We start from the raw sequence: 26393 nt of genomic DNA on the forward strand, positions 1-26393 counted from the left end.
CGTTCGGACTCGCTCGCCCTCGGTGGGCGGGCGATGCACGGACGGGGCTGCTCGGCTACGGCGTAGCGCATGCCATGGGGAGTTGGCACGTCGTAGTGTCGATGGGCAACGACGGGACGTTGGCGCAGTCCCGCACCGGCGTGCCGACGTAGCATCCCGTGCAGCACCTGTAGGCGGTGCTGTACCCGTTGTATCCCGCAGGCACCGGAATCTGTGTCCCGTCGTAGTAGGACCAGTGCGCGACGTTGCATGTGTTGCAGCGCGCGTAGACGGTGTCTGTCAGGCGGCATTGGGTCAAGACTGGGTCAATCACGCCTCGGCCGATCCACGCAAGAAAGTCCTCGCACCCTCCCATGCTCGCCTCAACCATCTTCCATCCGCACGACAGCTTCTGGTCTCGTGCCGCGCATCGGGCGCAGTCTGCAGCCGGGTCTCCTCCCCCAAACCCAGCGGTGGTGCACCGGCTGCAGAAACGGGCGCACGACCACACCTGGTCCGTCCCGTTGTCTCCTTCTTCGTGGTGCAGGCCCGTGCTCCAGTGCAGCAACTCATGGATGAGCGTCCGTTCGAGCCCCTGTCCGGCGACGACGTAGGGCGCGAGGTTCATCCGATAGGGGCCAGAGCGCAGCTCATCCAGTCTCAAGGGCGGTCCAGGGTCGGTTGCGGCGCGAATGCCAGGGCACTGTCCTCCACACCCGATGAAAGTCTTGATGTCGGAGGCCAGCGCGGACTGCATCATTGTCCCGAGAGTGCTGTTGGTCGCCCCCAGGCATTTGGTTGAATCCGGTATCTGCTTGAGTGCCTCGATGAGCTTCGCCGTCTGCTCGCTGGTGCAGGCCCCGGGCGAAGTCCCGGTGACGATGTTGACGGCGGGCATCGAGGCCACCGACGTCGTCGACGTCATGTCCGCCGGGAAACCGGCCATGCTGTCGCAACGCGTGCCAGCGCTCCAGTGGGTTTCCCGCTCCTCTTCGGGGTACGGCTGAATGGCTGGAGCCTCTCTGTCGGACTCCACCCGCCAGCCGCGCCCGCCTCCATCCAGCGACACCAGTCGTTCTCGGATGATTCTGATGTCTTGACGGGAGCCTAGCTGGGTCCGGCGCTGGTCGAACTCTCCGTCTCCATTCGTGTCCTCGAGCCACAGTTGCACCATCACGCCGCCGTCGAACGAGAGGTCATACAAGGAGTCGGTTCGCGAGTCCTCGTCGTAGTCGCCCCAGTGAGTGGTGAGGTCTCCCTCGCGTCGTATGGTGAGTACCGGACGGGTGCTTTCACCGTTGTAGTATTCGACGAATCGCGCACCCCCATCCTCCACCCGGGAGACGATGCGATTCGTCGTCCCGTCGCGATTGGGAATGGTGATGCTGCCTCCGAGTCGCTCCACTTCGCTGATGGCTTGAAGCTCCTTCGCCGCGGGTGACTCGTCCACCACGACGACGTGGTGTCCACGAGACGGTGTGCCTCCGTCCGGCCGTGCCTCGGGTCGGCTCCGCTCGGCGCCGTCCTGACAGCTCGCCAGTCCGAATGCCGCCATGGCCGCGACAGCTCCAGCCGTGATTCGCATGCCCCGAGCTCCTCGCGCCGTTGCCGGGTCTGGATACCGCGGCGAGGCAGGGTGTCCTCTTGCCCTCGGGGGCAGCGTCGTCTTCTCGGCAGATGTGTTCGCTGCCTCCACCGAGCGGGTGAACGCTCACCCCAAGGTGTCAGGGCTGGGGCGTCGTCGGGGTTTCCACGTAGGTGTTGGCCATGCGTCGCAAATCAGGGTTCTTCTCGTGCTGGCTCGCCCAGCGCAGCAGGGCCAGGGCGCCCGGGGTGGCGTGGCGGTGCTGGCCGAGCAGCTGGAGGATGTCGGAGCGCACGCCATCGGAGGGGTCCTCGCGCAGGGCCTGCCCCAGCACGGGGAGCAGCAGCGGCTCGAGCGGGCGGAAGCCGCAGGCGAAGACGGCGGCGCGGCGCACCTCGGAGGCGGTGTCGTTCACCAGCCGCTCCACGAGCAGCCGGTCCGCCTCCGGGCCAGGGATGTTGCGCAGCGCGACGAGCGCGGCCTCGCGCACCCGGGAGGCGTCGGAGCGCAGCGCCTCGGTGAGCGTGTCGAGCACGCCCGGCGAGCGGGTGTTCCCCAGCGAGCGCAGGAGCAGGGCGCGCTGCTCGGCGTCGCGCGCGGCGCGGTAATCGTTCTTCAGCTCCTGCACGAGCGCCTCCGCGTCGCGGCCCGCGGTGTCGCTCATCTGGAGCGCCGCGTTGCCCAGGGCCAGCGTGGCGGTGCCGCGCAGCTTGGGGTCATCGGTGCGCGACAGCTGCCGCAGCGTGTCCACGCCCTCGCGGATGGGGTTGTCCGCCATGCCCAGCGCGGAGACCGCATCCATGCGCACGTCCGACGTGAGCGCGGTGTCCCCCGTGGCCTGGACGAGCGCGCGCAAGGACTCCGGCGTGCTCGCCGCGGAGAGCGCGCCCAGCATGGAGCTGGCGGCCAGCGGGGACAGGCCCTGGGTGCGCAGCAGCGCGGGGATTCGCGCGGCCTCCTCGGGGCGCAGCAGCAGGAGCGCGCGCAGCTGCTCCAGGGCGCGCGTGCGCGCGTCGTCGCGGGCCTTCTCGTCGGACGGCAGCGAGAGCAGGTCCGCGAGGATGTCCTCCAGGCGGCGCTTGCCCAGCACCTGCCGGTGGTGCGCGAGCGGGTCCGCCGCCTGGCCCTGGAAGCTCGCCAGCGCGGCGGCGCGCAGGCGTCCGGAGCGCGCGGCGAAGGCGCCCACGAGCGTCGGCTCCTCGCGGCGCTCCAGCAGCCGCAGCGTCAGCTCCATCGCGTTCGTCACCGTGGGCATCCCCTGGCCGGACTCCACCGTGAGCTGCTCGCGCGATTGGAGCGACTGGAGCCCCCCGTCCTCGCCCAGCTCGAAGGTGGCCCCCCCGCTGACGCTCATGCGCGGCGACGTCCCGAGCGGCTGCAGCCCCTGGGGCGTGGCCACGGCGGTGTACTCGCGCTTGCGCTTGTCGAAGCGGCGCTCACCCTGGCGCTGGTACTCCGCCGAGTACTGGCCGGAGGTGTCCTGCTCCTCGGTCCGCCACGTCGGCGTGGGCGCGCCCTCCCGCACGAACTGGGACGTGGCCACCACCGAGCGGAGCAGCCCCATCGCCAGCTCGTCCACGCCCTGCTCGAAGTGGGTGAGCGTCACCGCGCCGCGCGCGTCCCGCGTCACGAAGAAGGGCTGCGACAGCGCCGCCTCCATCGCCTGCCGCGTCTCGGGCGACAGCGCCCCCTGTCCCTCCACGTCGAGCGTGAAGGCGGTGGGCCGCAGCTGGAGGCGCACGATGACCTCCGCGCCCTCCGCCGAGACCAGGCCCTCGTCCCACTCGCCCTTCAGGGTGATGCGCATGCCGGGCGGCGCGCCGCCCTGGGACGCGGGCTGTCCGGTGAAGGACATCGTCAGCCCCAACGTCAGCGCGTGACGGTGCAGCGTGCCCGGCGCCCAGCTCCGGGAGCCTCGTGGCGCGAGCGGCTCCGAGGGCGCCGCGCCGGGGCTCGGGAGGGTATGCGTCTTCGCGCGGACGTGGGCGACGGTGGGGTCGGAAGACGTCGTGTCGGTGGCATTCTTCCACCACACGCCACCCAGTCCCGCCAGGAGCAGGACGGCTGCCAACGCGACGACGTTCAGCCGCTTGCGGCGCATGAGTCCCCCGGGACGATTCCTTGACTTGGGTACGGCACCCAAACCACGCTTGTGATTGCTGGGTCGGGAACGGCCAGGTCCCGAGGATATAGCGAAACCCGTCGGTGGGGGGCTGACCCGATGAAGCCACATCGCTATCGTCAGCTCGCACTCCCCGTGTGCGAGCTTGAAGCGCCCTCGAGGTCGAGGTGGAGCGGGTGGTGGGGAGTCGTCGCCGTGTTGGGATTGATGGCCTGTGGTTCCCGGGAGCAGGCGCCGCCGCCCCTGGTGCTGGGCGCGAGCGTCCAGGCGATGCGGGGCTGTCCCGCGGCCCGCTCGGCGTCGGTCCAGGACTCCTGCATGGCGGGCTGTCACCTGGGCTGCGGTGACGGGGTCTGCCAGGACGAGACCGAGGCCACCTGTCCCGTCGACTGTTTCTGCGGAGACGGTGTCTGTACCGCGGAGGATGTGAACAGCTGCCCCGTGGACTGTGGCTGCCCCGGCTCCTGCGCGGGGGCATGTCATACGGCGACGCTCGTCTCGGCCCGGCACGCCTGCCCGCGTGAAGCGGTCCCCGGACGTCTGCTGCCGGGTGACCCGTTCGCGATTCCCGACCTCCGGCCCTAGGAGCCGACATGTTCCGGTACTTCTCTCTCGGGTGGGCCTGCTGCGCGCTGCTGGCGTGCTCGTCCTCGACCATCTCGCCCCGGGGCTTCCCGGACGTTCAGTGGCTGGGCTTCACCGAGGCGCGGGTGACGCACGCCGCGGGAGGCACCCAGGCGCGCGGGCTGCACACGGCCGACGTCGACGGGGACGGCGTGAAGGACCTGGTCCTGGTCGCCTCGCAGACCGAGCAGGTCTGCATCCTCGACGGAGCGGGGAAGGGCGCCTTCGCCGCGCCCCGCTGTCTGTCGGCGGGCACCACGCCCATGGACGTGGCGGTCAGCGACGTGAACGCGGACCGTCGCCCGGACCTGCTCATCGTCGGCCACTTCGCCAATGCGTTGACGGTGCGGCTGGGCGCGCAGGACGGCACCTTCCGCGAGGGCGTGCCCCACTCGCTGGGCAATCACTCGCAGCAGGTGCGCGTGGCGGACCTGGACGGTGACGGGCTGGTGGACGCGATGACGAAGAACGCGGGCTCGGGGGGGTACTTCAACATCACCTTCCTGAAGGGGAAGGGAGACGGCACGTTCGGCGCGGCGGTGCCCCACTCCGTCACGGGGCTGCCGAGAGATTTGGTGCTCGCGGACGTGAACGCGGATGGTCGGCCCGACGTGCTGGTGCTCAACACCAACAGCTTCACGGTGGACGTGCTGCTCGCGACGGAGCGCGGCGAGCTGTCCGCGGCGGCGCCCGTGCGCTTCGCCGGCTCCGCGGACGACGAGCCCTTCCGCCTCGTGTCCCTGGACGTGAACGGGGACGGCCTGCTGGACCTGGTCATCTCGCACAGCGTCTCGGACTCCGGCTACCTCTCCGTGCACCTGGGGGACGGAAGGGGCGGCTTCACCGAGGTGTCCTCCCTGCCCGCCGACGCGCCGGGCGAGCTGGTGGTCGCGGACTTCAACCAGGACGGCCGGGAGGACGTCGCCTTCGCGGGACTCGAGGGGGGCGTCTACCTGCTGCTCGGCGAGGAGGCCGGGGGGCTGGGTGCGCCCACGCGCGTGGCCGCGGGCACGACGCCTTCCTCCCTGGTCGCGGAGGACCTGGACCAGGACGGCTTCCCGGACCTGGCCTGGACGACGCGCGACTCGGTGGAGGTGCTCCTGGGCTCCACCGTCCGTGTCCCGCGCCGTTGAGGCTCGCGCAGTGAATCCCTCGAGGAGGTTGGCATGAAGCAGCTCTGGGTCGTCATCTGTCTCGTCACCGCGGGCTTCGCCAGTCCCGCCTGGGCGCAGCTCAGCGGCCGATGCGGCGGGGACGACAACCTCACGCCGCAGCAGGTCGCCGGACGCAACGCCTGGGCGCGCAAGTGCAACTACATCTCCGCGGCGAAGGAGGCGATCCTCAACGCGGACAACGAGTATCAGGTCTTCGCCAACGGCTGTTTCCAGTACCCCTGCTCCACGAACAACTGTCAGTACTTCGTGCCCGTGTCGGCGAGCGCGCCGTGCGTGTCCGGGCTCATCAACCTCGGCTCGTGCGTGGCCCACCGTGAGCCTCAGGCTCCGCGCGAGGGGCTGCTCGCCTATCTGGAGACGCTCGAGGCGCCATGGCCGCCCGCGTGGCTCCGGTTCGCCGCCGCTCGCGACGCCTCGCGGGACGCGGCGGGCCCGACATGAGCGCGGCGAGGTTCGCGGTGGTGGCGCTGTGGCTCGCGGCCTGTGGCCCCGTCGCGCCGGTGGAGTCGGAGCTGGGCGAGGCGTCCCAGGCGCTGCCCTACTGCCCCTGTCCGATGGTGCCGCTCCAGGAGACCTCGGACGTCGACCCGATGTTGCCCCAGTGCAACCTGCTCTATTGCGAGGTCTGCGGGGACGGCTACTGCGCGGCCTCCGAGAGCCCGTGGAGCTGCCCCTACGACTGCGGCCCCGCGAGCGTGTGCGGAGACGGCGCCTGCAACGGCGGTGAGTCCGAGGGCAACTGCCCGTCGGACTGCTACTGCGGCGACGGCCAGTGCAAGGGCGAGACGGTGTACACCTGTCCCGTCGACTGCGGCTGTCCCAACCCCTGCGGCGACGGTGTCTGCGGCGCGGGAGAGTCCACCGCCACGTGCCCCGCGGACTGCGGCACGGCGTGTGGTGACGGCACGTGCAACGGCACGGAGAGCGTGTACACCTGCCTGGACGACTGCGGCTACTGCGGCGACAGCTACTGCGCCAGCACGGAGAGCTGGGGCTCGTGCCTGGATGACTGCGGCTTCTGCGGCGACGGACTCTGCTCTTCCAGGGAGTCGCCCTACACGTGCAGCCAGGACTGTGGCTTCGCCGGCTCCTGCCTGCTGCCCGAGTACCCCTGCAACATCCCCTGACGTGTCAGGGAGGCGGGGCTCCGGCCGTGCTGACCGGAGCCCCGTGACGACGGACGGTGTGGGGACTACAGCCCGCCGACGTCGACCTCGTCCCTCAAGGACAGCCGGTAGTCATCCTGCGCCCACTCGTTCTGGAAGCGCACGGAGCCGGTGAGGAAGCCCTCCGCGTTCATCACGTTCTCCAGCTTCACCTGGCTCTCCGGCCGGACGTTCCACACCTGGCCCTTGAAGCTGAAGACGGTGACGCGCGTCAGGTGCAGCGGCTTGCCGTCGGCGCCCATCAGCGTGTCGCCGGCCTGAAGCGTGCGCGCCTTCACCATCGTCCCGTCGCCGAGCACCATCGGGTGCTCCGCGGTGACCTCCAGCCGGCGGCCTTCCTGGGTCTCCAGGGCGAAGATGTCCTCCTGCGTGTCACCCGCCACGTAGCTGCGGATGGTCTGCTCGCCGTAGCGCAGGAGCCCCGGCTCGGAGGTGGGGCTCAGCGCCGTGACGGTGGTGACGCCGGACGCGTACGCCTCCGGAATCGGCAGCATGCGGCCGTCGAAGGCCACCTTCTGCGTGGGCGTGGTGCAGCCCGCCACGCAGGTGCCCAGCTTGTTCAGGCCGGTGATGCACGCGGAGGCCTCGTCCGCGGGCACGTGGAAGGTGCACGTGGAGCCCGCGGGCACCGCCGGGTACGCGAAGCAGCCGTTGGTGAAGACCTGGTACTCGTTCTCCGTGTTCAGGTACGCCTCGCGCGAGGCGGTGATGAGGCCACACTTGCGCGCCCAGGCGTTGCGGCCCCGGGCGAGGTCGATGGTGACGAGCTGGTCGTCCTGGAAGCAGCGCGTGGACAGCTGCGCCAGGGCGGTGCTCGACAGACAGATTGAGAAGACTGCGGCTGCGATGAAGACGTTCTTCATGGGTTCTCCTTGAGGTGGTGGGGTGGGACTTCCGCTCGGCGCCGCGTGTCAGGGCACGCCCGCGGCGCTCCAGGCGTCGCGCACCGAGTTCACGACCGAGGCGTCGTACCGGTCCGTCGCGGCCTGCACGGTGTAGGCCTTGGCCTGGGACATGGTCGTCGTCGACGTGAAGTAGGTCGTCGCGGCGAAGTAGAAGGTCTGCGCCGCGCGGTTCATGCCGATGCCACCCACGTTGATGGGCGACTTGCCGCGCGGGTGCGTGCCGCCCGTGACGAGCAGCTTGAAGACCAGGTTGGGGATGCCCGAGTTCCAGTGCACGCCACCGTTGTCGGCGGTGCCCGTGTAGCGCTCGGGGTAGAAGTCACGCGACGAGTTGTCGCGCGTGGGGTTGTCCATGTAGCGCAGCGCGTCCCCGGAGATGTTCGGCGTCCAGATGTCCTCGCCAATCTTCCAGACGTCCGCGTCCAGCGCCCCGCCGCGCGCCCAGCTCTCGCAGATGGCCGCCGCGATGTCCGACAGGCTCTCGTTCAGCGCGCCGGACTCGTTGCGGTACACGAGCCCCGACTCGTACTGCGTCACCGCGTGGGTGATTTCGTGCGACACCACGTCCAGGTCCAACCCGAGCTGGCCCGAGTTCACGTTGTCGCCATCCCCGAACACAATCTGGATGCCGTCCCAGTACGCGTTCACGTACGCGGAGCCGTAGTGGACGGTGCTGGTGATGGTGGCGCCCCGGTCGTCGAACGAGTCGCGACCGAAGATGGTCTCGTAGCAGGCGTACGTGGTGCCGATGTGGTCGTAGTTCCGGTCGATGTGGGCGTCGCCCGTGGCCCCGCCACCCTCCTGGCGCCGCAGGGTGCCGGGCGTGGTCCACTGGTTGTTGGCCGAGTGCACGCGCCGGTTGAGTCCCCCGTGGATGAGCGGGTGCACGTCCAGCACCCGGCCCGACGACGCGTCCACGTAGACGCGGTCCTTCGCGGGCGCGTCCTCGCGGGTGCCCACGCGCAGCACTTCATAGGCGGCCGACAGCGGACCCTCGGCGCCCAGGAAGTAGACGAAGCGCGGCTCGCCCTCGACCTTCAGCGTGTCCAGGCCCTCCAGCGCCGCGTCGGTGACGGCGTGCAGCGGCAGCCGCGCGAGCGTCGACGGCTCCCCCGCGCCCCGCGCCGAGCCGTTGGCCGCGTACACGACGCCCTTGTCGTCCACGTGCACCACCAGCTCGCCGCCCTTCACGGGGACGCCGTGGCGGGTCTGGTCGTAGCGCACGTGGGTGTAGCCCAGCTCGTCAGTGCGGCTGTTGCGCACCGTGAGCTCCTCGGCGCGCAGGCCGAACACCGGGGCCAGGGTGCGCAGCACGGGCGCGAGCGCGTCCGCCGCCTTCAGCGAGACGAGCGAGCGGTCCACCGTGCCGAGCGAGCCGCGGATGAAGCTCGGGGTGCCGTCCCGGCCCGCGTCGACGACCTCCACGCGGCCCAGCGCCGCCAGCGCGGCCTGTCGAGTCTCCGGGGTGTTGTCCCGGGTCGGGTCCACGGGGGCCTCGCCGCAAGCGGCGCCCCACATGGCACAGCACGCCCCAATCAATCCCAGTTTCCAAGTCCGAGTCACGACGCGCTCCTTGTCTTGCGGGTAGGTGCTGCTCTGCATGGCTCCAGCGCGTGCGGGCCTCCCACGCCTGCGCTCGCGCGGCAGGGGCGGAAAGGGACGGACGTGTCGTGTCGTCGTCGGAGGCCGACGGCGCTGGCACTGCGGGACCCATGGGGATGGGTCCAGTCCGATGGCGGACTAGAGGTGCGCGGTCATCCGCTGGACCTCGGCGGGGCTGGCCCCCGACTCCGCGAGCCCGGCCATGAGCGCCTCCCTCAGGAGGCTCTTGAGCCGGGGATTGTCGAGCCGTGTGTACGTGTCCACGGCGAGCTGCCGGTCCACCTGCGCCAGGCGGAAGAGCAAATCGTACTTCTCACCCACCAGCCCCTTCTTCACCGAATCTGACAGGCCGCTGTCGATGGGCGACAGCGCCAGCGACGTCATCGCGTCGCGGGCGGCGGGCTCGTCCGGCGCCAGCTCGAAGAGCAGGTCGATCATCGCCATGCGCTCGAGCACGGGCTCCGGCTTGTCCTCCATGAACCGCGCGTCGGCGGGGAGCTGCTGCAGGGCGGTGGGGTCCGCCAGCTCGCTGCGCAGGCCGTCGATGCGGGAGGCCCCGTCGCGCGCGAGCTCCTCCACGAAGACCTCCTTGCGGAAGAACGCGTTGAAGCGCCCGGCCCGGTACTGACGCGCGGACTGGCGCGCGGCCTCGCGCCGTGTCTTCTGCTCCGCGTCGTCCGTGGGCGCAGCCGCCTCCGGGCTCGTGGCCCGGGCCGTGGGCGCGGTGGGGCGCGGCGACAGCGTGCGCGTGGCCTGGGGCGCGGTATGCGACGCGGGAGCGCGGGGCTCGGTCGGCGCGGGCTCGTGCGCGGAGGGCGAGCGCGGATGGACGAGCGCATACAGGCCCGTGCCCCCGAGCACGACGAGCGCGAGGCCCGGTCCCATCCATCGCCAGCGTCGGGGAGCTGGGGGCCGGGGATTGTCGGCGGGAAGTCCGTTCATGGCTCCACTCCTTGAAGGAATCAGAACAGCCAGCGCGGGGGGGCCGGCTCGGCGTCGAGTCCGAGGAAGCGGCGGTTCACCACGCGGTTCTCGGGGTCCACCGTCACCTGCACCACCGGCTCCGGGAAGGGCACCGTCACGCTCAGCGTGTCCGACTGCGGCGACAGCCCGTAGTTCAGCGTCACCCGCCTGCGCTCGGTGGCGCCCTCGACGAGGACGTCCACGGAGACGGGGTAGCGCGTGCCGGACACGGAGCGCTGGACGGCGGTGAGGGTCAGCTCGCCGTCCTCCAGCGCATGGCTCACCTCGAAGAAGGGCCAGTCCGGGTCTCCGCCGCCGTACACCCACGCGTCGAAGTACGGCCCCAGGTCCTCGCCGGACGCCTGCTCCAGCGCGACGCGCAGGTCCGCGACGCTCCGGTCCCCGGGGACGGACAGGAAGTTCTTGATGGCCTGCAGGACGATGTTCTCGCCCAGCAGCGGCTCCAGCTGGAGGAACAGGAGCATGGGCCCGGTGCCGTAGACGTCCGACGCGAAGGAGAGGAAGACGGGGGCCGGGTCGTCCTCGGGCTGCGGGTAGTACGCGGCGGTGCGCGCCAGCCGGTCCCAGTACGCGCGCGTCTGCTCGGCCTCGCCCGCGGGGCGGCCCAGGCGCTCGTAGCGGTACGTGAGGTACTCGGCGATGGCCTCCTTCCACACGAAGTCGAACGGGCTCGACAGCGTGGTGCGGTTGCCCGCCCACTGGTGCACCACCTCGTGCATCAGCGTGTGCATCGTCATGTTCGCGTAGTCGCGCCGGAGGTCCGGCAGGTCCTCGCGCAGGATGAGGTTGGCGGGGTGCTCCACGCCCAGCCACTCGGTGGGCGCGCCCGCCACGCGCAGCTCGGTGCCGTACGGCAGCGGGCCCAGCTCGCCGATGACCCAGTTGAGGTACGCCTTGACGTCCGCGGCCACCAGCGACGAGGCGAGCTTGCCGCCGGCCACCTCGTGGAAGACGACCTTGAACTTGCTGGACTGCTCGGTGAACGTGCTCGAGCGCCACGCGGGATTGGAGGCCACCGCGAAGGACGAGTACGTGGGAGCCTGGGTGAGCCCGGTCAGCGTGCACTTCGTGGTGGTGCTGTCGGGGCGCGTCAGCTGTCCCGGGCACAGCACCCGCTCGCCCGTCGCGTGCTTCACGGTGAAGACGTACTGCGTGAGCTGGTCCGTGCGGTCGTCGCACGGGCCGAAGCGGTCGCACGACTCCACCCAGCTCAAGAGATACGAGAAGGTGTTGCCGGCCCTGTCCGTGCGGCGCGAGAAGCCCACCTGGGTGAAGTCGTACGTCTCCAGGGGCACCGTGTAGCGCGCCTCCAGCTTCACCTGGCCCGCGAACTGGCCGCGGCCGCAGACGCGGATGCCCTGCTCGGTGGACTCCGAGCGGGTCGGCTCGGCGTCGTTCCAGCGCAGTCCCGTGAGCCCCTGGGGCGCGTTCACCACGAAGCAGTCACCGCCTGGCGGCGCGACGTCCAGGTACAGCGTGGACTTCGCCTCGCCCGTCTGCGTGGCGAAGTCGTACTCGTAGCGGGTCACCCGCGCGGAGAAGTCACCCTCGGGCCACAGGGGCACGAATGGGTGTGACTGCGCGTCGAGCGCGTCGAGGGCGCCCTCCGGCTCCACCGTGGGGCCACAGCCGAGCGCTCCGAGCGCCCACAGCCCCCAGACCACCCGTGTGAGAACACCTGCCAGCGGCTGCGCGGACCATCCTGGGATGCTTCGCATGGCGTCCTTGTCGTGAGGTGACGAGCACGATGAAGCGCGAGAGCCCCGACCCGAGCCCCCCTGGGGGGCCCTCGCGCAGGTCCAGACAGGGTGTGCGCGGGACTACAGGCCGTCGACGCTGGCCTCGTCACGCACCGACAGCCGGTAGTGGTCGTCCGCCCACTCGTTCTGGAAGCGCACCGAGCCCGTCAGCAGGCCCTCCACGTCCAGCACGTTCTCGATCTTCTCCTTGCTGAGCGGCTGCACGTTCCAGGTGGTCCCCTCGTAGCGGAAGACGGAGACGTCCTGGAGCTCCACCTTCTCGCCGCGCACGCCGAGCAGCACGTCGCCCGCCTGGAGCGTCTTGGCCTTCACCATCTCACCGGTGGCGAGCACCATGGGGTGCTCGGACGTCACCTCGACGCGGCGGCCGTCCACCGTCTGCAGCGCGAACACGTCCTCCACCGTCTCGCCGGCGACGAAGGCGCGGATGGCCTGCTCGCCCGTGGTGGGCGCCACCAGCGAAGCGTCCTTCGTGAGCGCCGTCACCGTGCGCACGCCGGACGCATACGCATCCGCGATGGGCCAGTACTCACCACCGAAGGACACCTTCTCCCTGGCCGTGTAGCAGCCCGTCACGCACGTGCCCAGCTTCACCAGTCCGGCGATGCACGGCGCGTTCTCGTCCGCGGGGATGAAGAAGGAGCACGTGGCCGTCGGGCCCGTGGCGGCGAAGGAGTAACAGCCGCTCGCGTACACCTGGTACTCGCCCTCCGCGTTCAGGAAGTCCCGCTTGGCCTGGGTGATGTAGCCGCACCGGAAGGACCAGTTGTTGCGACCCTGCGACAGCGTGTACGTGGTGAGCTGGTCGTCGGTGAAGCAGCGCGTGGACAGCTGCGCCGACGCCGTCGTGGAAAGCACCGCGCACGCGAGGACAACCAGATACGACAGTCGCTTCATGGCTCGCTCCTGGAGGCTGGGGCTGCTGGGTTTCGCTGCCCCGGGATATATCGAGGGTTTACTCGCAGTAAAGTGGATTCCCGCCGAACATGGGATTCCTGGCGACGAATGTTGGCTGTTATTGATTTGCAGTGTCTGCTGATAATTCCATCCGCGCGTCGCGCTGCGGGGTGGAGTGTTCGCGGGTGAAAGCCCTGAATCCACGGGGGCTTGTGTGGACTCCTGGTCGGATACGGGCGGGGCCTGCGGACGTGCGGGCGTCTCAGGGATTGCCGCAGGTATGCCTTGCGCGGGTCAGGTGCGGGTGGGGCCCGGTGGGGGGCTCCATGACTGCCATTGGGTTGCACTGGCAGTGTGGATTGCGTGTGGCGGTGGGGCGGAGTGTCGTCCCCCGACGCGAAGTGGCTGGACGGGGGCGGACGGACGCGCGAGTCCTTATGACGAGGCTCCACCCTGGCGAAGGCGACCTCGGGCGCCTTGGAGGAAGGCATGCGCGTACACCCGGTCCGGCTGGTGCTGGCATGGGTCCTGGTCTGGGGGACGGTGGCCTGGGGCGCCGCTCCGGGCACGGGGCCCGGGGACTGCGAGGGCAACACGCGCTTCCTGGTGGGCGCGGGCCTGGGGGACATCACCGGCCCCGCCGCGGAGGTGGGGATGATGGGCTACGGGCAGCTCTCGCAGCAGACCGCGGGGCTGCACCAGCGGCTGCGCTCGCGGGCCTTCGTCATCGTCTCGCCGTGCAACGGGCGCCGGGTGGCCATCGTCAGCGCGGACCTGGGGATGATGTTCCAGGCGGTGAAGACGCAGGTGGTGGAGCGGCTGCGCGCCCGCTTCGGCGCCGTGTATTCGAATGACAACGTGCTGCTCGGCGCCACGCACACGCACTCGGGGCCGGGCGGCTTCTCGCACCACACCTTGTACAACCTGACGACGTTCGGCTTCGTGCCGCAGAACTTCGAGGCCATCGTCTCGGGCATCGTCACGTCGATTGCCCGGGCCCACTCGCGGCTGGGCGAGGGGACGCTGCGGCTGGAAGCGGGGGAGCTCGTGGGAGCCAGCCGCAACCGCTCACCGGAGGCCTACCGGCTCAACCCGCCCGCCGAGCGCGCCCGGTACGCCCACGACGTGGACACGCGGATGACGCTGCTGCGGCTGACGCGCGCGCAAGGCGGCGACGTGGGGCTCATCAACTGGTTCGCCGTGCACGCGACGTCCATGGGCAACGACAACCACCTCATCAGCGGGGACAACAAGGGACTGGCCTCGTACTGGTTCGAGAAGGCGCACGACAAGGGGGACACCTTCGTCGCGGCCTTCGCGCAGGCGAACGCGGGGGACGTCACGCCCAACATCCTGGGCGGCACGAATGGCGGTGGGGCCGACGACTTCGAGGACACGGAGCTGTCCGCGCGCAAGCAGCACGACTTCGCCGCGCGGCTGTGGGCCCGGGCCACGACGCCGCTCGTGGGGGGCGTGGACTTCCGGCACACCTTCGTGAAGATGGACGCGGTGGACGTGGCGCCCGAGTACGCGGATGGGAGGCCGCGCCGCACGTGTCCCGCGGCGATTGGGCTGTCGATGCTGGCGGGCGCGGAGGACGGGCCCGGCTATGGCGTGGAGGGCGCGTCGTGCGCCGTCATCCATGACCTGTGGAGCCAGTTCACCTGCGCGCTCACCACCACGCCGTGTCAGGGGGAGAAGCCCATCGTGCTGGAGATGGGCGCCATGCTGCCGCACCCGTGGAGCCCGGACGTGTTGCCGCTGCAGCTGGTGACGGTGGGGCCGCTCGCGCTGGTGGCGGTGCCGTTCGAGGTGACGACGATGGCGGGGCGGCGGCTGCGTCGGACGGTGCTGGAGCGGCTCTCGCCCCGGGGCATCACGGAGGTGGTCATCGTGGGGCTGGCCAACGACTACGCGGGCTATGTCGCCACGCGCGAGGAGTACGCGCGCCAGTCCTACGAGGGGGCGTCGACGCACTTCGGGCCGTGGACGCTCGCGGCGCTGCAGCAGGGGTTCGATTCGCTCGCGGTGGGGATGCGCGAGGGGCATCCGGTTGCTCCGGGGCCCCTGCCCACGGACCTGCGCTTCATCCAGGCGAGCCTCCAGCCCGGCGTGGTGTACGACGACAAGCTGCTCTGGGTGTCGTTCGGCGACGTCATCACGGACGCGAAGGCGTCGTACGCGCGAGGGGACTCGGTGAAGGTCACGTTCTGGGGCGCGCATCCGAAGAACGACTTGCGCCTGGAGGGGACGTATCTGCGCGTGCAGCGCAAGGGCTCCATCGGCGCGTGGGTGGACGTGGCGGATGATGGTGACTGGGAGACGCGCTACCGCTGGGAGCGCGAGAGCTGTGTGCCCACGCTGGGGTGCTCGCACGTCACGGTGGAGTGGCACATCCCGCGCGACGCCGCGCCGGGCACGTACCGCATCCTCCACGAGGGCGAGTGGAAGTCCGGCTGGGATGCGCGCGTGCGCCCGTACTACGGCGCCTCGCGGGTGTTCACGGTGAAGTGACGGCGTCCTCTGGGGCGTGGGGCCGGGAGAGCAGCTCGCGCAGCCGGGGAGGCGTGGGTTGGAGCTGCACGCCGATGCCCGCCGTGGAGCCCCAGGTGCGGGCGTGCGCGGTGTCGACGTGACGCACCACCTCGCCCTCGCAGGTGAAGTCCTCGCCGTCCAGGCGCAGCGTCAATGACAGCCGCGTGAAGAGGGGAGGGAAGGGCTCCTCGCAGCCGAGGAACAGGCCGCCCTTGCAGACCTCGACGCGGTGGGCCTCGAGGCCCTGGGGATGCTGGATGCGCACGTCACAGGGGGCGGGAGTCCGCGTGATGGGGCGATGGGGGCTTGTGCGCGACGCGGCGTGACGACGCGCGGCGGGTGGGCATGGCAGTGCATCGGAGTGTTCCGACAGGCAGCGCTCGCAGTGCATGGTCACCTCGCTCGGGGGCTCCCGCGGGGGCGGAAGGGGCGACACCTGGCTGTATACCGGGTGCGGGAGCCGGTGTGACGAGGCCTCCGGGGCAGCACGAGTGGGATGACGGCTAGCGCACAGAGGGGCTCTCGGGGCCTGGCCCGCATGGGCGGGGGCGTGTCGGCTGCGGGACGTCTGTCTCGCTCGCCCAGCGCATTGAGGCAGCGGGGTGAAGCGCGGAGGCTCGCGGCGGTGATGGGACGTGCCCCGTCATCCACTGCCACCCGACGGGCAGTGCGCTTGTTGGAGAAAGGCCCATCCATGAGCATCCATGGTCTCGAAGGGAAGAATGTCCTCATCGCGGGGGGCGCCAAGAACCTGGGCGGGTTGATGGCTCGCGACCTGGCGCGACATGGGGCCAAGGCGGTGGTGATTCACTACCACGACGCGAGCGCGAGGAGCGCCGCCGAGCAGACGCTGCGTGCCATCGAGGCCGCGGGGGCCAAGGGGGTGGCTCTCCAGGGAGAGCTGACGAGCGCCCGGGGGATGGAGCAGCTCTTCGCGGAGGCGAGGGCCGCGGTGGGCAGGCCGGACATCGCCATCAATACCGTGGGAAAGGTGCTCAAGAAGCCCATCGTCGAGACCACGGAGGCGGAGTTCGACGAGATGAGCGCGGTGAATGCCAAGACGGCCTTCTTCTTCCTCAAGGAGGCGGGGCGGCACCTGAACGACAACGGCAAGGTCTGCACGCTCGTCACGTCCCTGTTGGGGGCATACACGCCCTTCTACGCGACCTATGCGGGCATGAAGGCCCCCGTCGAGCACTTCACCCGGGCGGCCTCGAAGGAGTTCGGCGAGCGGGGCATCTCCGTGACGGCGGTCGGCCCGGGCCCCATGGACACGCCCTTCTTCTACCCGGCGGAGGGAGAGGACGCGGTCACCTACCACAAGACGGCGGCGGCGCTGTCGAGGTTCTCCAAGACGGGCCTCACCGACATCGAGGACATCGTTCCGTTCATCCGGTTCCTCGTCACCGAGGGCTGGTGGATGACGGGCCAGACGATTCTCGTCAACGGCGGATACACCACGAAGTAGTCGCCGGGAGTGGGATGCGAGTCGCTCACCTTCGATGGAGGCGAGCGACTCGGGCCCGACGGGGGATGCCGTCAGGCGCTCTCCGGGGATGACCGCGACACGGGCTGTCGCTCCAGCAGTCGCTGGTAGGCGAGCACCAGGACGAACTGGTGCAGGCTCACCGACGCCATGACCATCAAGGTGGCGACGAGGTTGGCGGCGAAGGAGAAGGGCGCCGGCAGGTGCTCCGTCGCGTCGGTGAGGAGGGAGCCCACGGTGTCCGAGAGGGGCATGAGGATGAGCACTGGGAGCAGTGCGCTGAGAAGCCTCCTGCGATGGCCTCGGACGAGTTGATAGGAGAACCGGAGCGCGGCGAGTGGACCTTTGCCGTCCACCGCGACGGCGGCGGGGGCCAGGCTCGTGCAGAGCGCCATGTAGACGCCTGGCAGCACGAGGAGGAACGAGCCCCCCAGGACGACGAGGAACGTCAACACGTACGTCAGGAGCAGGAGGGGGATGCGCCCGAGGACGACCCATGGGGAGCTGACGTCCGGGGCTGGCAGCCCGGCCTCCTCGCGCAGCCGCCGGGTCACCGCGCGCATGAGGAGGATGCTCAGGCCGAGCTCCGCCGCGACCAGGGACGTGATGCCGGGCAAGGTGCTCTGGGTGAGGTGGAGGAGGGCCCCGGAGCCCATGAGGCAGAGCCACTGGAGGATGAAGAGCCCCGCCAGGAGCACCCGGTGCTGGAGCAGGAGCGAGCAGGCATCTCGCAGGAGCCGCGTGGGGGCCATGGCCGTCGGGTCCTCCCGAATTCGACGTACGCACGGCGCGCAGCGGGCGGCCTCCGGGTGGGCGCGACAGCCGGCGCAGCCGAAGCTGCCACACCGGTCGCAGACGAAGACGGAGTCCTCCAGGGGATGCACGGCACACGTGGGCGCGATTTCGGAGGCGGCGGACGACATGGGACGGCTCGGGGCAAGAGGTAGCCCGGGCCGCTCGCGCGCCCTCGGGCGCCGCCACCCTATGAACCGGGGTCCCTGCGCACCGGTCCTCCTCCGGAGGCTCGCCCCTAGGGGCCGCTCCGCCCATCCGCGAGCGGACAGGGCCCGCGTGGGCCCTGTCACCCCGTGGAAAGACTCCCGTCGGTGCGGGCGGCGCTCAGCCCTTCGCCTTGAAGGGCGCCGCGTCGATGCGCACGCCGATGTACGAGGGGAAGCGCGGCACGCCGTCGTTGGACAGCTCCTGGTAGCGGAACGTGATGAGCGTGCCGAGGGCCGGCGGCGAGGCGCGCTCCGCGTCGGAGAAGCCCGTGCCCACGCTGAAGCGCTTGCCGTTGCGCAGCTCCACCTCGAGCGCGCCCAGCCGCCCCTTGTGCCGGCCCGCGCCCGCGACATGGCCAATCACCACGGCCTCGTCATCCTTGAAGCTCTTCACCTTCAGCAGCGTGTGCGAGCGGCCCACCTCGTAGCGCGAGCCCGGCTGACGCAGCATCAGCCCCTCGCCGCCCAGGCCCTCCACCCGCTCCAGCTCCGCGCGCAGGTGCGCCGTGCCCTGGCAGCGCTCGTGCGGATGCCACCGCGCGTACCCGGGCTTCGTGTCATCCACCCACTTGCGACAGTGCTCCAGCCGCTGCTCGAAGGCCGCGTCCACGCTCGGGGCGTCGAACACCACGAAGAGCAGCTCCTTCCAGTCCTGGCTCTTGTCCTGCCGGCGCACCACGCTCACCGTGCGCTGGAAGCGCTTGCGGCCACCGAACAGCTCTCCGTCCAGCGGGAAGTCCGGCAGGCCCGCGGTGAACCAGTCCGGCGCGAAGAACTCGTTGCCCAGGCGCGACCAGAAGCGCTTGCCATCCCAGTACGCGCGCACGCCGTCGAGCTTCTCGCTCATCCACCAGTCCGTGAGGTCCACGTCGTTCTCCCACGGATGGGCGAGCAGGAGCGGTGGAGCCTTCTCGGTGGCGTCCTCGCCGGACTCGGACTCCTTCGCCGTCTTGACGCGGGTGGCCTTGGGGAGGGCCTCGGCGCCGCCGACGCGGGCGGCTTCGGCGTCCTCACCGCGCAGCTTGCGCAGGTGCTTGCAGGTGCGCCGCTCGATGCCGATGGACTGGTTGCGCCACGCGGGACAGGAACACGAGTAGACACCTCCGGTGTTCTTGAGGATGTAGGGCTTGGCGCCCGAGCCCTTCATCTCCGCCTGCTCACCGTCCGCGAGGTCCGCCACTGATATCCCCTCCGTGCCGCGTGTCCTCGCGGCGACCGTGAGGAGAATCGTACCCCTGGGGTCTGACGTTTCCCAAGCACGGTGGCGGTGTGGCGCCGTGTTCCGCGCGCTGGACCCGCGACGTTGGACGGGTATCCGGAGTTCGACGGGGCGCCACGGGGGCAGGCGGGCGGCCCGGTGTCGCGCGTGAGGGGCCCGCGGGACGTGGAGAGGTGGTCATTCGACGCGCGAGGCAGTGGCGGACGGGCGGCAGGCGTCGCACCATGTCCGGAGGTCCACGTTTCATCGAGGAGGCGTCACGGGATGGTGGTCATCGTCATGGGCGTCTCGGGCGCCGGCAAGTCGACGGTGGGGCGCGCGCTGGCCCAGAGCCTGGGCTGGCGCTTCCTCGACACGGACGACCTGCACTCGGCCGCCAACGTGGCGAAGATGGCGGCGGGCATCCCGCTGACGGACGAGGACCGCTGGCCCTGGTTGGCGGACGTGCGTGGTGAGCTGGAGCGCTCGCTGGCGCGCGGTGAGGACGTGGTGCTGGCCTCGTCCGCGCTCAAGCGCTCCTACCGCGAGCGGCTGGAGGTGGACCCGGCGCGAACGCGGTGGGTGTTCCTGCATGCGCCGCGCGAGGTGCTGGCGCACAGGCTCGCGCAGCGGCACGGGCACTTCATGCCGCCGGAGCTGTTGGCCAGCCAGCTGGCGACGCTGGAGGTGCCCGAGCAGGCGCTGCCGGTGGACGTCTCGGTGCCGCCGGAGGAAGTCGTCGCGCGCATCCGTGAGGGCCTGAAGCTCTGACGTCAGCGCCCCGCGCGGGCGAGGAAGTCGGACGTGCCCTCCAGCTTCGCGTAGGCCATGCCGAGCGCGGCGAGGAACGCGGCGTGGACCTGGGGCGCGGGCACGCTCACACCATTGAGCTCGAGGGCGCGGGCGGCGCAGGCGTCGTGGAGCACGGTGACGGAGTAGCCGAGGTCCGCGGCGGCGCGCACGGTGGCGTCCACGCACATGAGGGTCATCATGCCGGTCACCACGAGGTGCTTGATTCCGAGCGCGCCCAGCTGCTTCTGGAGGTCCGTCTCGCGGAAGCTGTTGGGGTAGTGCTTGAGGATGATGCGCTCGTCGGGGCGGGGCGCGACGAGGGGGTGGGTCTCCGAGCCCGGGGTGTTGGGGAGGAAGAAGGTGGCGCCGGGCTGCGCGGAGATGTGGCGGACGTGGATGACGGGCAGGCGGTGCTGGCGGAAGTGGTCGAGGGCCGCGCGGGCCTGGGTGGCGGCGGCGTCGGCGCGGTCCAGCTCGGCGCGGCCGCCGGGGAAGTAGTCGTTCTGGATGTCGATGAGCAGCAGGGCGGTGGTGGGGTCCAAGGGGTCCTCCATGGGGTGGGGCTTCATGGGATGGAATAACCAGACGGGATGCACGCGACGAGTGCCTGGATTGACAAAATCCGGGCGGAAAACGACAAGCGGCCATGGCGTCGTCTCCCACACGAATCGCGGTGTTGTCGCTGGAGGGGTGTGTGGCCTCCAGCGTGATGGGGCCGCTGGACGTGTTCGCGATGGCGAACCTGTTGAGCCGGGACGTGGGGATGTCGGAGCCGTTCGTGGCGGAGCTGGTGTCGCCGGGTGGGCGGCCCGCGAGGAGCTTCCACGGGCTGGAGTTGATGGCGGCGCGGGTGCCGGAGCCGGCGGAGCGCTTCGACGTGGTGTTGGTTCCGGCGATGGTGGGTGGATTGGAGGAGGTGTTGGGGGAGCGGGTGCTGACGCGGTGGTTGAAGGCGCAGCATGCGAGAGGGGCGAAGCTGGCGGCGGTGTGCGCGGGTGCGTTCGTGTTGGCGGAGACGGGGTTGTTGGAGGGGCGCGAGGCGACGACGCACTGGGGGTTGGCGCAGCGCTTCGCGGCGAGCTATCCGGGGGTGAGGCTCAAGCCGGAGCTGTTGTTGGTGGACCAGGACGACGTGCTCACGGCGGGAGGAATCACCGCGTATCTGGACCTGTGTCTGCATCTGGTGGCGAAGCAGGCGTCACCGGAGCTGGCGGCGTTGTGCGCGAAGATGTTGTTGGTGGAGCCGGGGCGCAGGTTGCAGGGGCCGTACGCGGTGCACTCGGCACCGAGGGACCACGGGGACGCGGCGGTGCTGCGCGCGCAGGAGTGGCTGGAGGCGCACTACCAGGGCCCGGTGACGCTGGCGGAGGCGGCGGAGGCCGCGAGCCTGGGCGCGAGGACGCTGCTGAGGCGCTTCCAGAAGGCGACGGGGGACACGCCGCTGGACTACGTCCAACGCCTGCGCGTCGAGGCGGCCCGGCGGATGCTGGAGACGAGCCCGCGCACCGTGGAGGACATCTCGCAGGCCGTGGGCTACGCGGACACCACGTCGTTCCGGCGACGGTTCAAGGCGCGCACGGGGCTGACCCCGGATGCGTACAGAAGACGGTTCGCGCTGCGGTGAGCCGCGTCTGGGGTAAGGTAGACCCCGTCTGGTCGGGGCTGTCCAGGTCCGGCCCGAGATGCGGGCTCCCAACACCGATGCAAGGCCACGTCAGTCTGGCGGTGGCCAATGGTGGTCTGGTGCGACCCGGCTCGTCATTGAGCCTCGTCTTCAGCGCACGCGGCTGGCTTGGTGCAGGGGGGCGCTTGACCGAGTTCGCGAGGGCACATGAAATCGAGCCATGCGCTTAGCAATCGCCGTCTGCATCTGCCTTCCACTCGCTATGGGGTGTGCATCTCCTGAGAGGGAAAGACGGGCGCAGCGACTTGCGGCGATTCGCGCCCTGAATACTCAGGGTGCCGCATGGCGGAGTGCTGAAGGGTTCCAGGCGACAAGATGGGGGATGACGCGCTCAGAGGTTGTCGCTGTGCTGGGGCCGAGAGCAGCTGTCGAAGACGGCAAGGTGGTCGCCGATATCGTGGTGGCTGGTTATGAGGCCGAGGTGTACTGCTCGTTCGCGGGCGGACGCCTCTCAGATGTCTCTTTGTGGCTCCCATCACTCGCTTCGGCACGAAGCTCGTATGCCGACATCAAGGGGCTCCTCTCGAGCAAGTATGGAAGGCCAGCTCGGGAGAGGACGACGGATACCGTCATCGATGACCTTGAGACCCTTCATGTCCTGCGGCAAATCGGCGACTCGCTCAATCAGTCCGCACGACTGGCTTCGGGAGTCCGCTCCGCTCAGGACAGCACTGCTGCTGCCATCCACAGTGAAGGGACATCCATGCGTGTCGCGATGGAGAGGGACCGACTGCTGAAGTCGCCGTTCGAAGCCAGGGCTGCGTGGGCTACTGGCGAAACGGTGGTGACGCTCGCATTGACGCAAGAGCGCGGCGTAGGGGCTGATGTGCTCGTGAGGTACCGCAGTTCCATTCTCTGGAAGGAAGCGGCGGCACAGAGGCGGGTGGAGCAGGCCCGCAGGGCAGCGGACTTCTGACCGAGAAGCAGTCGGTTTCTTTGCTGGAGCCTGCCAGTTCACCCTTCGTTGTCGTCCACCCACTGGAGCACTGAAATGAGCAATCATGAGTGGAGCGAGGCTGACGATATCGTCGCCTTCTATCTCTATCGATTCGGTACAGCCCTGCTTCCGTGCGACATGGCTGCCATCGCGGAGCAACGAGGAATCAAGCTGGGAAGCATGAAGATGCGGATCAGCAACTTCAAGGCGTACGCGGGCGCAGGTCGTCTGGGGAATATCGCGCGACAATCCGCGCAGGTCTTCGAGCGGTACAAAGACACTCCTGAGCCTCAGCTCCGGGACAAGGCATTCCCTGAGTGGAGTGAATCGACGAAGACTGGAGTCGGATTGAAGTAGTCGAGCAGCGGTGGGACTGGGACTACCGTGCGCAGCCATGTCGCAGTTCGTACAGACGCTCGAAGGAGGGCCTCCATTGGATGAGGACACGGTCCGCGCCTTCGAGGCGTCGCACGGCTTCCAACTCCCAGGCGAGTACCGAGACTTCCTGCTCGCCACGAATGGGGGGCGCCCAGTGCGGGACCTCTTCAGTGTCGAAGGTCTTCCTGGGGGGCGTTGGTTCGTGTCCACCTGTTCTTCGGTCTCAACGACTCCATCGAGTCGTGCAATCTGGACTGGAACCTTCGCGTGTTCGAGGAGCGCATTCCGACGAAGCTCCTTCCCATCGGGACGACAGAGGGTGCCGACAAGATCTGTCTAGCCGCCGGAGGCGATGCTCCGGGCGGCGTCTTCTTCTGGGATGCTTCCGCGCAGGCCGATGGGAAGCAGCTCTTCTTCATCGCCGAAGACTTCGGTGCCTTTGTCGCGTCCCTTCAGGCGGACGACCTATCTCCCACGATTGCCATCTCGTGACGGGGGCGCCGCCCGCGGAGAGCGCGAGCGCCGTTTCCCACGGGCCTCTCCGGCGGACAGAATCTCCGGGATGCGCGCGGCGAGCAGGTCGATGGCCGCGCGGACCTTCGAGGGCAGGTGCTTGTTCTGCGGCCACACGGCGAAGACTTCATTCCCGTGTCGCCCCTCTTCCTGAAGCAACAGCGTCAGCTCTCCCTTGCTCAATCGCGGCGCGACCAGCCAGCAGGGCAGCCACGCGAGCCCCGCGCCCCTCACCGCCTCGTCGGTGATGGCTTCCAGGTCATCGAAGCGCAGTCGCCCTCGCATCGACACCAGCCGCTCACCTCCTCGTGGGTCCGGGAACCGCCAGGGCTTGGTTGTCCCCTGTCGTCCGTAGAGCACGGCCTCATGCTTCCCCAAATCCTCGAGGGACTTGGGTCGACCACGTCGCGCCAGATACGCGGGTGACGCGCAGACCACCATGTTCTGCACGCCCAGTCGCCGCGCCGTCAGTCCCGCATGGTCCGACAAGGGCGCGACTCGAATCGCCAGGTCGAACCCCTCCTCGATGAGGTCCACCACCCGGTCGCTCACGGACAGCTCCACCTCGAGCCCCGGATGCTGTCGCGCCAGCTCCCCCAGCAGCGGCGCCACGCAGTGACGACCGAACAGCACCGAGGCCGTCACCCGCAGCCGCCCCGTGGGCGCGCGATGCCCCGAGTCCAGCTCCGCCTCCGCCGCCTCCAGCTCCGCCAGCGCCCGCACGCACCGCTCGTAGAAGACCTGTCCGTCCTCGGTGAGCCCCTGCTTGCGCGTGGTGCGCAGGAACAGCCGCGCCCCCAACCGCTCCTCCAGCCGCGCGATGCTCTTGCCCACCGCCGACCGCGACAACCCCAGCCGCTTCGCCGCGAGCGCGAAGCTCCCCGCCTCCGCGGCCTGCACGAAGGTCAGCACTCCACTCAGCCGGTCCGTCACGACACGCCTCCCATTGGCGAATTCCTGTCTCCAGTGAAGCCTCCAAAGCTCTCCACTGGGGACCTGCCCTCCCCCGTATATCCCCCAGGCCCTCGAATGGCATGACCCTGGAGACAGCAACGATGGATGGCGTGATGAAGCGGTGGGAGCTGCGCAAGCCGGGCCGCGTGAACCTGCAACTGGCGAGCGTGCCCATTCCCCAGCCCGGCGCGGGCGAGGCCCTGGTGCGCGTGTCCGCGGTGTCCCTCAACTACCGCGAGAAGCTCTTCATGGACGCAGGCGGATACTCCGACGTGCCGTGGCCCTTCGTGCCCACCTCCGACATGGCGGGGGAGGTGGTGGCCACCGGCGCGGGTGTCTCGCGGGTCCGGGTGGGCGAGCGCGTGCTCGCGGCCTTCAACACGGACTGGGTGGACGGCCCACCTCCTCGCGCACCGCGAGCCCTGGGAGGGAGCGTCCCCGGCGTGTTGTCCGAGTACGTCGTGATGCCCGAGGGCTGGCTCGTCGCCGCGCCCAGGACGCTCGATGATGCCCAGGCCAGCACGCTGCCCTGCGCGGGGCTCACCGCATGGACGGCGCTCGTGGAGCAAGGCGCGCTCAGGCCCGGACAGACGGTGGTGACGCAAGGCACCGGGGGCGTGTCGCTGTTCGCCGCGCAGCTCGCCTCCGCGCTCGGCGCGCGCGTCATCGTCACCTCGGGAGACGACGAGAAGCTGGCTCGCGCGAAGACGCTGGGCGCGGCCCATGGCATCCATCGTCGCCGCACCCCCGACTGGGAGAAGGAGGTGCTGGAGCTGACGAGCGGACGTGGCGCGGACCAGGTGCTGGAGTTGGTGGGCGGCGACAACCTGGGGCGCTCCGCCAGCGCCCTCGCGTCAGGCGGACGCATCTCGCTCATCGGCGTGCTGGAGGGCTTCGACATGCGCTTCCCCGCGCTCCCGCTGCTCCGGAGCCACGGCATCATCCAGGGCGTGCTCGTGGGACACCGCCGGGGACTCGAGGACCTGGTCCGAGCGGTGGACACGCTGCGCGTGGCGCCCGTCATCGACGCGACGTACCCGCTGCGCGACTTCCCCCAGGCCCTGGCGCACCTGGACCGGGGGCCGTTCGGCAAGCTGGTCATCCGCGTCCGCGAGTGAGCCGGAGGCCAGGGCCCGGGAGGGCCTCATGCCGATGAATCGTTGCTCACGATGCAGTTCGTCGGCCTCACCCCTTTCCCTTCACGCGCTGGACGCAGGTAGGGTTCGGGGACTCTGCCGGCCGGGGGCGAGAGGTTGGCCGCATGAGAGGTGGTGGGTTCGTGAGACTCGCCGGATTCGTCATTCATGGAAACAACCAGGACACGCTGCCCCGGTGCCTGGAGAGCCTGCTGGCTGTCTGTGACGACGTCGTGGCCGTGGACTCCATGTCCACGGACGGTTCCTCGGACATCTCCCGGCGCATGGGGGTGAGGTCCGTGTCGATGGCCTGGGAGGGATATGGCGCCGCCCGGGCCGCGGCCGTCGCCTCGCTGAGGCCCTCCGATTACGTCTTCTTCCTGGACTCGGACGAGCACCTGGACGCAGACGCCGTGCGAGCCATCGTCGGCTGGAGGGAGAGCCACCCGCGCGAGGCCGTCTACCGTCTGCCCTTGCGCGACTGGGCCGAGGTCGACGGTCAGCGCTTCCTGTACCGCACGCATTGGCGCTCGCGCCTCCTGCGCAGGGAGGTGGCCGCCTGGCGTCCGGAGATGATTGTCCATGAAGCGCTGCCTCGCCGACGTGCACAGCGGCTCCAGGCGTTCATCGAGCACCGGTTCGCCACGTCCGTCTCCCTGCGCTCCGCCAAGGAGCACCGCTACGCGCTGCTCTGGGCGGTGATGGCGTTCGTGGAAGGGCGCACGTCCAAGCCCGCGTCGCTCCAGCGCCCCGCGCACCTCCTGCGAGATGGCCTGCTGCATGGAGCGCTGTGGCGCGGCGGATGGAGGGCGCTGAAGCTCGCCTGGGTGGTGGCCGGATACCACGTGGCGAAGTACCGCTACCTGTGCGAGCTGAAGCAGGGCCGCCATCCCGAGCTGGTCCAGGCCTTCAAGGAGCGACGCTTCGGCGAGCTGTTCCAGCGGGTTCACGCCCTGCGGCTGACCCCATGACACCCGAGG

General features: G+C 69.8%; 26 protein-coding genes. 14 read left to right on the forward strand and 12 right to left on the reverse strand.

What is annotated here, in order from left to right; translation table 11 throughout:
* Positions 1-55 precede the first annotated feature (55 nt).
* Together AC6JA9_RS03355 and AC6JA9_RS03360 are read right to left on the reverse strand one after the other, a co-directional pair.
* The gene (locus AC6JA9_RS03355; RefSeq protein ID WP_497959072.1) at positions 56-1564 is read right to left on the reverse strand and encodes a hypothetical protein; all 1509 of its coding nucleotides are present in this window, start codon (positions 1562-1564) and stop codon (positions 56-58) included.
* Between the two features lie 139 nt (positions 1565-1703).
* The gene (locus AC6JA9_RS03360) at positions 1704-3665 is read right to left on the reverse strand and encodes a HEAT repeat domain-containing protein (protein WP_497959073.1); all 1962 of its coding nucleotides are present in this window, start codon (positions 3663-3665) and stop codon (positions 1704-1706) included.
* Positions 3666-3881: 216 nt separating this feature from the next.
* Here AC6JA9_RS03360 and AC6JA9_RS03365 point away from each other — a divergent pair, with 216 nt between their 5' ends.
* The 4 genes from AC6JA9_RS03365 to AC6JA9_RS03380 are packed head-to-tail and all read left to right on the forward strand — an operon-like array spanning position 3882 to position 6612.
* Positions 3882-4271: a hypothetical protein gene (locus tag AC6JA9_RS03365; RefSeq protein WP_223749147.1), complete on the forward strand. Its 390-nt coding sequence runs from the start codon at positions 3882-3884 to the stop codon at positions 4269-4271.
* A gap of 8 nt (positions 4272-4279) precedes the next feature.
* Positions 4280-5443, forward strand: a complete 1164-nt coding sequence (locus AC6JA9_RS03370) for an FG-GAP repeat domain-containing protein (RefSeq protein ID WP_223749148.1) — start codon at positions 4280-4282, stop codon at positions 5441-5443.
* 33 nt (positions 5444-5476) lie between these two features.
* Entirely contained in the window at positions 5477-5926 is a 450-nt protein-coding gene (locus tag AC6JA9_RS03375) for a hypothetical protein (protein WP_223749149.1), read from the forward strand.
* Positions 5923-6612 carry a hypothetical protein gene (locus AC6JA9_RS03380; protein WP_223782345.1) on the forward strand — a complete coding sequence of 230 codons (690 nt, stop codon included), beginning with the start codon at positions 5923-5925 and terminating at the stop codon, positions 6610-6612. Before AC6JA9_RS03375 ends, AC6JA9_RS03380 begins: the two co-directional genes overlap by 4 nt.
* Before the next feature lie 65 nt (positions 6613-6677).
* On the opposite strand, the gene AC6JA9_RS03385 is transcribed toward AC6JA9_RS03380, so the two are convergent.
* The 5 genes from AC6JA9_RS03385 to AC6JA9_RS03405 all read right to left on the reverse strand — a co-directional run bounded on the left by AC6JA9_RS03385 (position 6678) and on the right by AC6JA9_RS03405 (position 12799).
* Positions 6678-7514 carry a hypothetical protein gene (locus AC6JA9_RS03385; RefSeq protein ID WP_223749151.1) on the reverse strand — a complete coding sequence of 279 codons (837 nt, stop codon included), beginning with the start codon at positions 7512-7514 and terminating at the stop codon, positions 6678-6680.
* A 48-nt stretch (positions 7515-7562) separates the two neighbouring features.
* Positions 7563-9044: a M4 family metallopeptidase gene (locus tag AC6JA9_RS03390; RefSeq protein WP_483576903.1), complete on the reverse strand. Its 1482-nt coding sequence runs from the start codon at positions 9042-9044 to the stop codon at positions 7563-7565.
* Positions 9045-9296: 252 nt separating this feature from the next.
* Entirely contained in the window at positions 9297-10100 is an 804-nt protein-coding gene (locus AC6JA9_RS03395) for a hypothetical protein (RefSeq protein WP_223782347.1), read from the reverse strand.
* A 20-nt stretch (positions 10101-10120) separates the two neighbouring features.
* Positions 10121-11860, reverse strand: coding sequence for a M1 family aminopeptidase (locus AC6JA9_RS03400; RefSeq protein WP_483576904.1), 1740 nt, complete (start codon positions 11858-11860; stop codon positions 10121-10123).
* A 102-nt stretch (positions 11861-11962) separates the two neighbouring features.
* Positions 11963-12799: a Hint domain-containing protein gene (locus AC6JA9_RS03405; protein ID WP_223749155.1), complete on the reverse strand. Its 837-nt coding sequence runs from the start codon at positions 12797-12799 to the stop codon at positions 11963-11965.
* Positions 12800-13288: 489 nt separating this feature from the next.
* Here AC6JA9_RS03405 and AC6JA9_RS03410 point away from each other — a divergent pair, with 489 nt between their 5' ends.
* Positions 13289-15313 (forward strand): neutral/alkaline ceramidase, encoded by a 2025-nt coding sequence (locus AC6JA9_RS03410; protein ID WP_223749156.1) that lies wholly within the window; start codon positions 13289-13291, stop codon positions 15311-15313.
* Here the strand turns inward: AC6JA9_RS03410 and AC6JA9_RS03415 are convergent.
* Positions 15300-15599 (reverse strand): PilZ domain-containing protein, encoded by a 300-nt coding sequence (locus tag AC6JA9_RS03415; protein ID WP_223749157.1) that lies wholly within the window; start codon positions 15597-15599, stop codon positions 15300-15302. The two genes, AC6JA9_RS03410 and AC6JA9_RS03415, sit on opposite strands and share 14 nt — an antisense overlap.
* Before the next feature lie 429 nt (positions 15600-16028).
* Between AC6JA9_RS03415 and AC6JA9_RS03420 the strand changes: the two genes are divergently transcribed.
* A complete protein-coding gene (locus AC6JA9_RS03420) occupies positions 16029-16802 on the forward strand; it encodes an SDR family oxidoreductase (RefSeq protein ID WP_223749158.1) in 774 nt (257 codons plus the stop codon).
* 71 nt (positions 16803-16873) lie between these two features.
* Here the strand turns inward: AC6JA9_RS03420 and AC6JA9_RS03425 are convergent, their stop codons facing one another.
* Both AC6JA9_RS03425 and AC6JA9_RS03430 read right to left on the reverse strand, forming a co-directional pair.
* Positions 16874-17743, reverse strand: coding sequence for a DUF7847 domain-containing protein (locus tag AC6JA9_RS03425; protein ID WP_223749159.1), 870 nt, complete (start codon positions 17741-17743; stop codon positions 16874-16876).
* Between the two features lie 196 nt (positions 17744-17939).
* Complete coding sequence (locus tag AC6JA9_RS03430) at positions 17940-19001, reverse strand: DNA ligase (RefSeq protein ID WP_223749160.1); 1062 nt, start codon at positions 18999-19001, stop codon at positions 17940-17942.
* A 303-nt stretch (positions 19002-19304) separates the two neighbouring features.
* Between AC6JA9_RS03430 and AC6JA9_RS03435 the strand changes: the two genes are divergently transcribed.
* Positions 19305-19790 (forward strand): gluconokinase, encoded by a 486-nt coding sequence (locus AC6JA9_RS03435; RefSeq protein WP_426748298.1) that lies wholly within the window; start codon positions 19305-19307, stop codon positions 19788-19790.
* Between the two features lie 2 nt (positions 19791-19792).
* Here the strand turns inward: AC6JA9_RS03435 and AC6JA9_RS03440 are convergent, their stop codons facing one another.
* The gene (locus AC6JA9_RS03440; protein WP_426748297.1) at positions 19793-20380 is read right to left on the reverse strand and encodes a cysteine hydrolase family protein; all 588 of its coding nucleotides are present in this window, start codon (positions 20378-20380) and stop codon (positions 19793-19795) included.
* 77 nt (positions 20381-20457) lie between these two features.
* Here AC6JA9_RS03440 and AC6JA9_RS03445 point away from each other — a divergent pair, with 77 nt between their 5' ends.
* From AC6JA9_RS03445 to AC6JA9_RS03465, 5 genes are all read left to right on the forward strand, one after another.
* Positions 20458-21435 carry a GlxA family transcriptional regulator gene (locus AC6JA9_RS03445; RefSeq protein WP_426748296.1) on the forward strand — a complete coding sequence of 326 codons (978 nt, stop codon included), beginning with the start codon at positions 20458-20460 and terminating at the stop codon, positions 21433-21435.
* 382 nt (positions 21436-21817) lie between these two features.
* Positions 21818-22411 (forward strand): hypothetical protein, encoded by a 594-nt coding sequence (locus tag AC6JA9_RS03450; protein WP_473566755.1) that lies wholly within the window; start codon positions 21818-21820, stop codon positions 22409-22411.
* 75 nt (positions 22412-22486) lie between these two features.
* Positions 22487-22789, forward strand: coding sequence for a hypothetical protein (locus AC6JA9_RS03455; RefSeq protein ID WP_223749165.1), 303 nt, complete (start codon positions 22487-22489; stop codon positions 22787-22789).
* Between the two features lie 37 nt (positions 22790-22826).
* Positions 22827-23150 carry an SMI1/KNR4 family protein gene (locus tag AC6JA9_RS03460; protein ID WP_408888261.1) on the forward strand — a complete coding sequence of 108 codons (324 nt, stop codon included), beginning with the start codon at positions 22827-22829 and terminating at the stop codon, positions 23148-23150.
* A complete protein-coding gene (locus tag AC6JA9_RS03465; protein ID WP_473566864.1) occupies positions 23060-23302 on the forward strand; it encodes an SMI1/KNR4 family protein in 243 nt (80 codons plus the stop codon). The genes AC6JA9_RS03460 and AC6JA9_RS03465 overlap by 91 nt, the downstream gene beginning before the upstream one ends.
* On the opposite strand, the gene AC6JA9_RS03470 is transcribed toward AC6JA9_RS03465, so the two are convergent.
* Positions 23276-24256, reverse strand: a complete 981-nt coding sequence (locus tag AC6JA9_RS03470; protein ID WP_497959074.1) for a LysR family transcriptional regulator — start codon at positions 24254-24256, stop codon at positions 23276-23278. The genes AC6JA9_RS03465 and AC6JA9_RS03470 overlap by 27 nt on opposite strands.
* Positions 24257-24378: 122 nt before the next feature.
* Here AC6JA9_RS03470 and AC6JA9_RS03475 point away from each other — a divergent pair, with 122 nt between their 5' ends.
* Positions 24379-25395: a zinc-dependent alcohol dehydrogenase family protein gene (locus AC6JA9_RS03475; protein WP_497959075.1), complete on the forward strand. Its 1017-nt coding sequence runs from the start codon at positions 24379-24381 to the stop codon at positions 25393-25395.
* 161 nt (positions 25396-25556) lie between these two features.
* Positions 25557-26384: a glycosyltransferase gene (locus tag AC6JA9_RS03480; RefSeq protein WP_426748294.1), complete on the forward strand. Its 828-nt coding sequence runs from the start codon at positions 25557-25559 to the stop codon at positions 26382-26384.
* Positions 26385-26393: the final 9 nt, after the last annotated feature.

Source organism: Myxococcus sp. MH1 (genome assembly GCF_059738865.1).

What these genes read in the sequence shown, in the direction of transcription:
- AC6JA9_RS03355 (WP_497959072.1), bottom strand. Translation starts at nt 1,564, where the DNA reads ATGCGAATCACGGCTGGAGCTGTCGCGGCCATGGCGGCATTCGGACTG.
- AC6JA9_RS03360 (WP_497959073.1), bottom strand. Translation starts at nt 3,665, where the DNA reads ATGCGCCGCAAGCGGCTGAACGTCGTCGCGTTGGCAGCCGTCCTGCTC.
- AC6JA9_RS03370 (WP_223749148.1), top strand. Translation starts at nt 4,280, where the DNA reads ATGTTCCGGTACTTCTCTCTCGGGTGGGCCTGCTGCGCGCTGCTGGCG.
- AC6JA9_RS03375 (WP_223749149.1), top strand. Translation starts at nt 5,477, where the DNA reads ATGAAGCAGCTCTGGGTCGTCATCTGTCTCGTCACCGCGGGCTTCGCC.
- AC6JA9_RS03380 (WP_223782345.1), top strand. Translation starts at nt 5,923, where the DNA reads ATGAGCGCGGCGAGGTTCGCGGTGGTGGCGCTGTGGCTCGCGGCCTGT.
- AC6JA9_RS03385 (WP_223749151.1), bottom strand. Translation starts at nt 7,514, where the DNA reads ATGAAGAACGTCTTCATCGCAGCCGCAGTCTTCTCAATCTGTCTGTCG.
- AC6JA9_RS03395 (WP_223782347.1), bottom strand. Translation starts at nt 10,100, where the DNA reads ATGAACGGACTTCCCGCCGACAATCCCCGGCCCCCAGCTCCCCGACGC.
- AC6JA9_RS03400 (WP_483576904.1), bottom strand. Translation starts at nt 11,860, where the DNA reads ATGCGAAGCATCCCAGGATGGTCCGCGCAGCCGCTGGCAGGTGTTCTC.
- AC6JA9_RS03405 (WP_223749155.1), bottom strand. Translation starts at nt 12,799, where the DNA reads ATGAAGCGACTGTCGTATCTGGTTGTCCTCGCGTGCGCGGTGCTTTCC.
- AC6JA9_RS03410 (WP_223749156.1), top strand. Translation starts at nt 13,289, where the DNA reads ATGCGCGTACACCCGGTCCGGCTGGTGCTGGCATGGGTCCTGGTCTGG.
- AC6JA9_RS03420 (WP_223749158.1), top strand. Translation starts at nt 16,029, where the DNA reads ATGAGCATCCATGGTCTCGAAGGGAAGAATGTCCTCATCGCGGGGGGC.
- AC6JA9_RS03425 (WP_223749159.1), bottom strand. Translation starts at nt 17,743, where the DNA reads ATGTCGTCCGCCGCCTCCGAAATCGCGCCCACGTGTGCCGTGCATCCC.
- AC6JA9_RS03435 (WP_426748298.1), top strand. Translation starts at nt 19,305, where the DNA reads ATGGTGGTCATCGTCATGGGCGTCTCGGGCGCCGGCAAGTCGACGGTG.
- AC6JA9_RS03440 (WP_426748297.1), bottom strand. Translation starts at nt 20,380, where the DNA reads ATGAAGCCCCACCCCATGGAGGACCCCTTGGACCCCACCACCGCCCTG.
- AC6JA9_RS03445 (WP_426748296.1), top strand. Translation starts at nt 20,458, where the DNA reads ATGGCGTCGTCTCCCACACGAATCGCGGTGTTGTCGCTGGAGGGGTGT.
- AC6JA9_RS03450 (WP_473566755.1), top strand. Translation starts at nt 21,818, where the DNA reads ATGACGCGCTCAGAGGTTGTCGCTGTGCTGGGGCCGAGAGCAGCTGTC.
- AC6JA9_RS03455 (WP_223749165.1), top strand. Translation starts at nt 22,487, where the DNA reads ATGAGCAATCATGAGTGGAGCGAGGCTGACGATATCGTCGCCTTCTAT.
- AC6JA9_RS03460 (WP_408888261.1), top strand. Translation starts at nt 22,827, where the DNA reads ATGTCGCAGTTCGTACAGACGCTCGAAGGAGGGCCTCCATTGGATGAG.
- AC6JA9_RS03475 (WP_497959075.1), top strand. Translation starts at nt 24,379, where the DNA reads ATGGATGGCGTGATGAAGCGGTGGGAGCTGCGCAAGCCGGGCCGCGTG.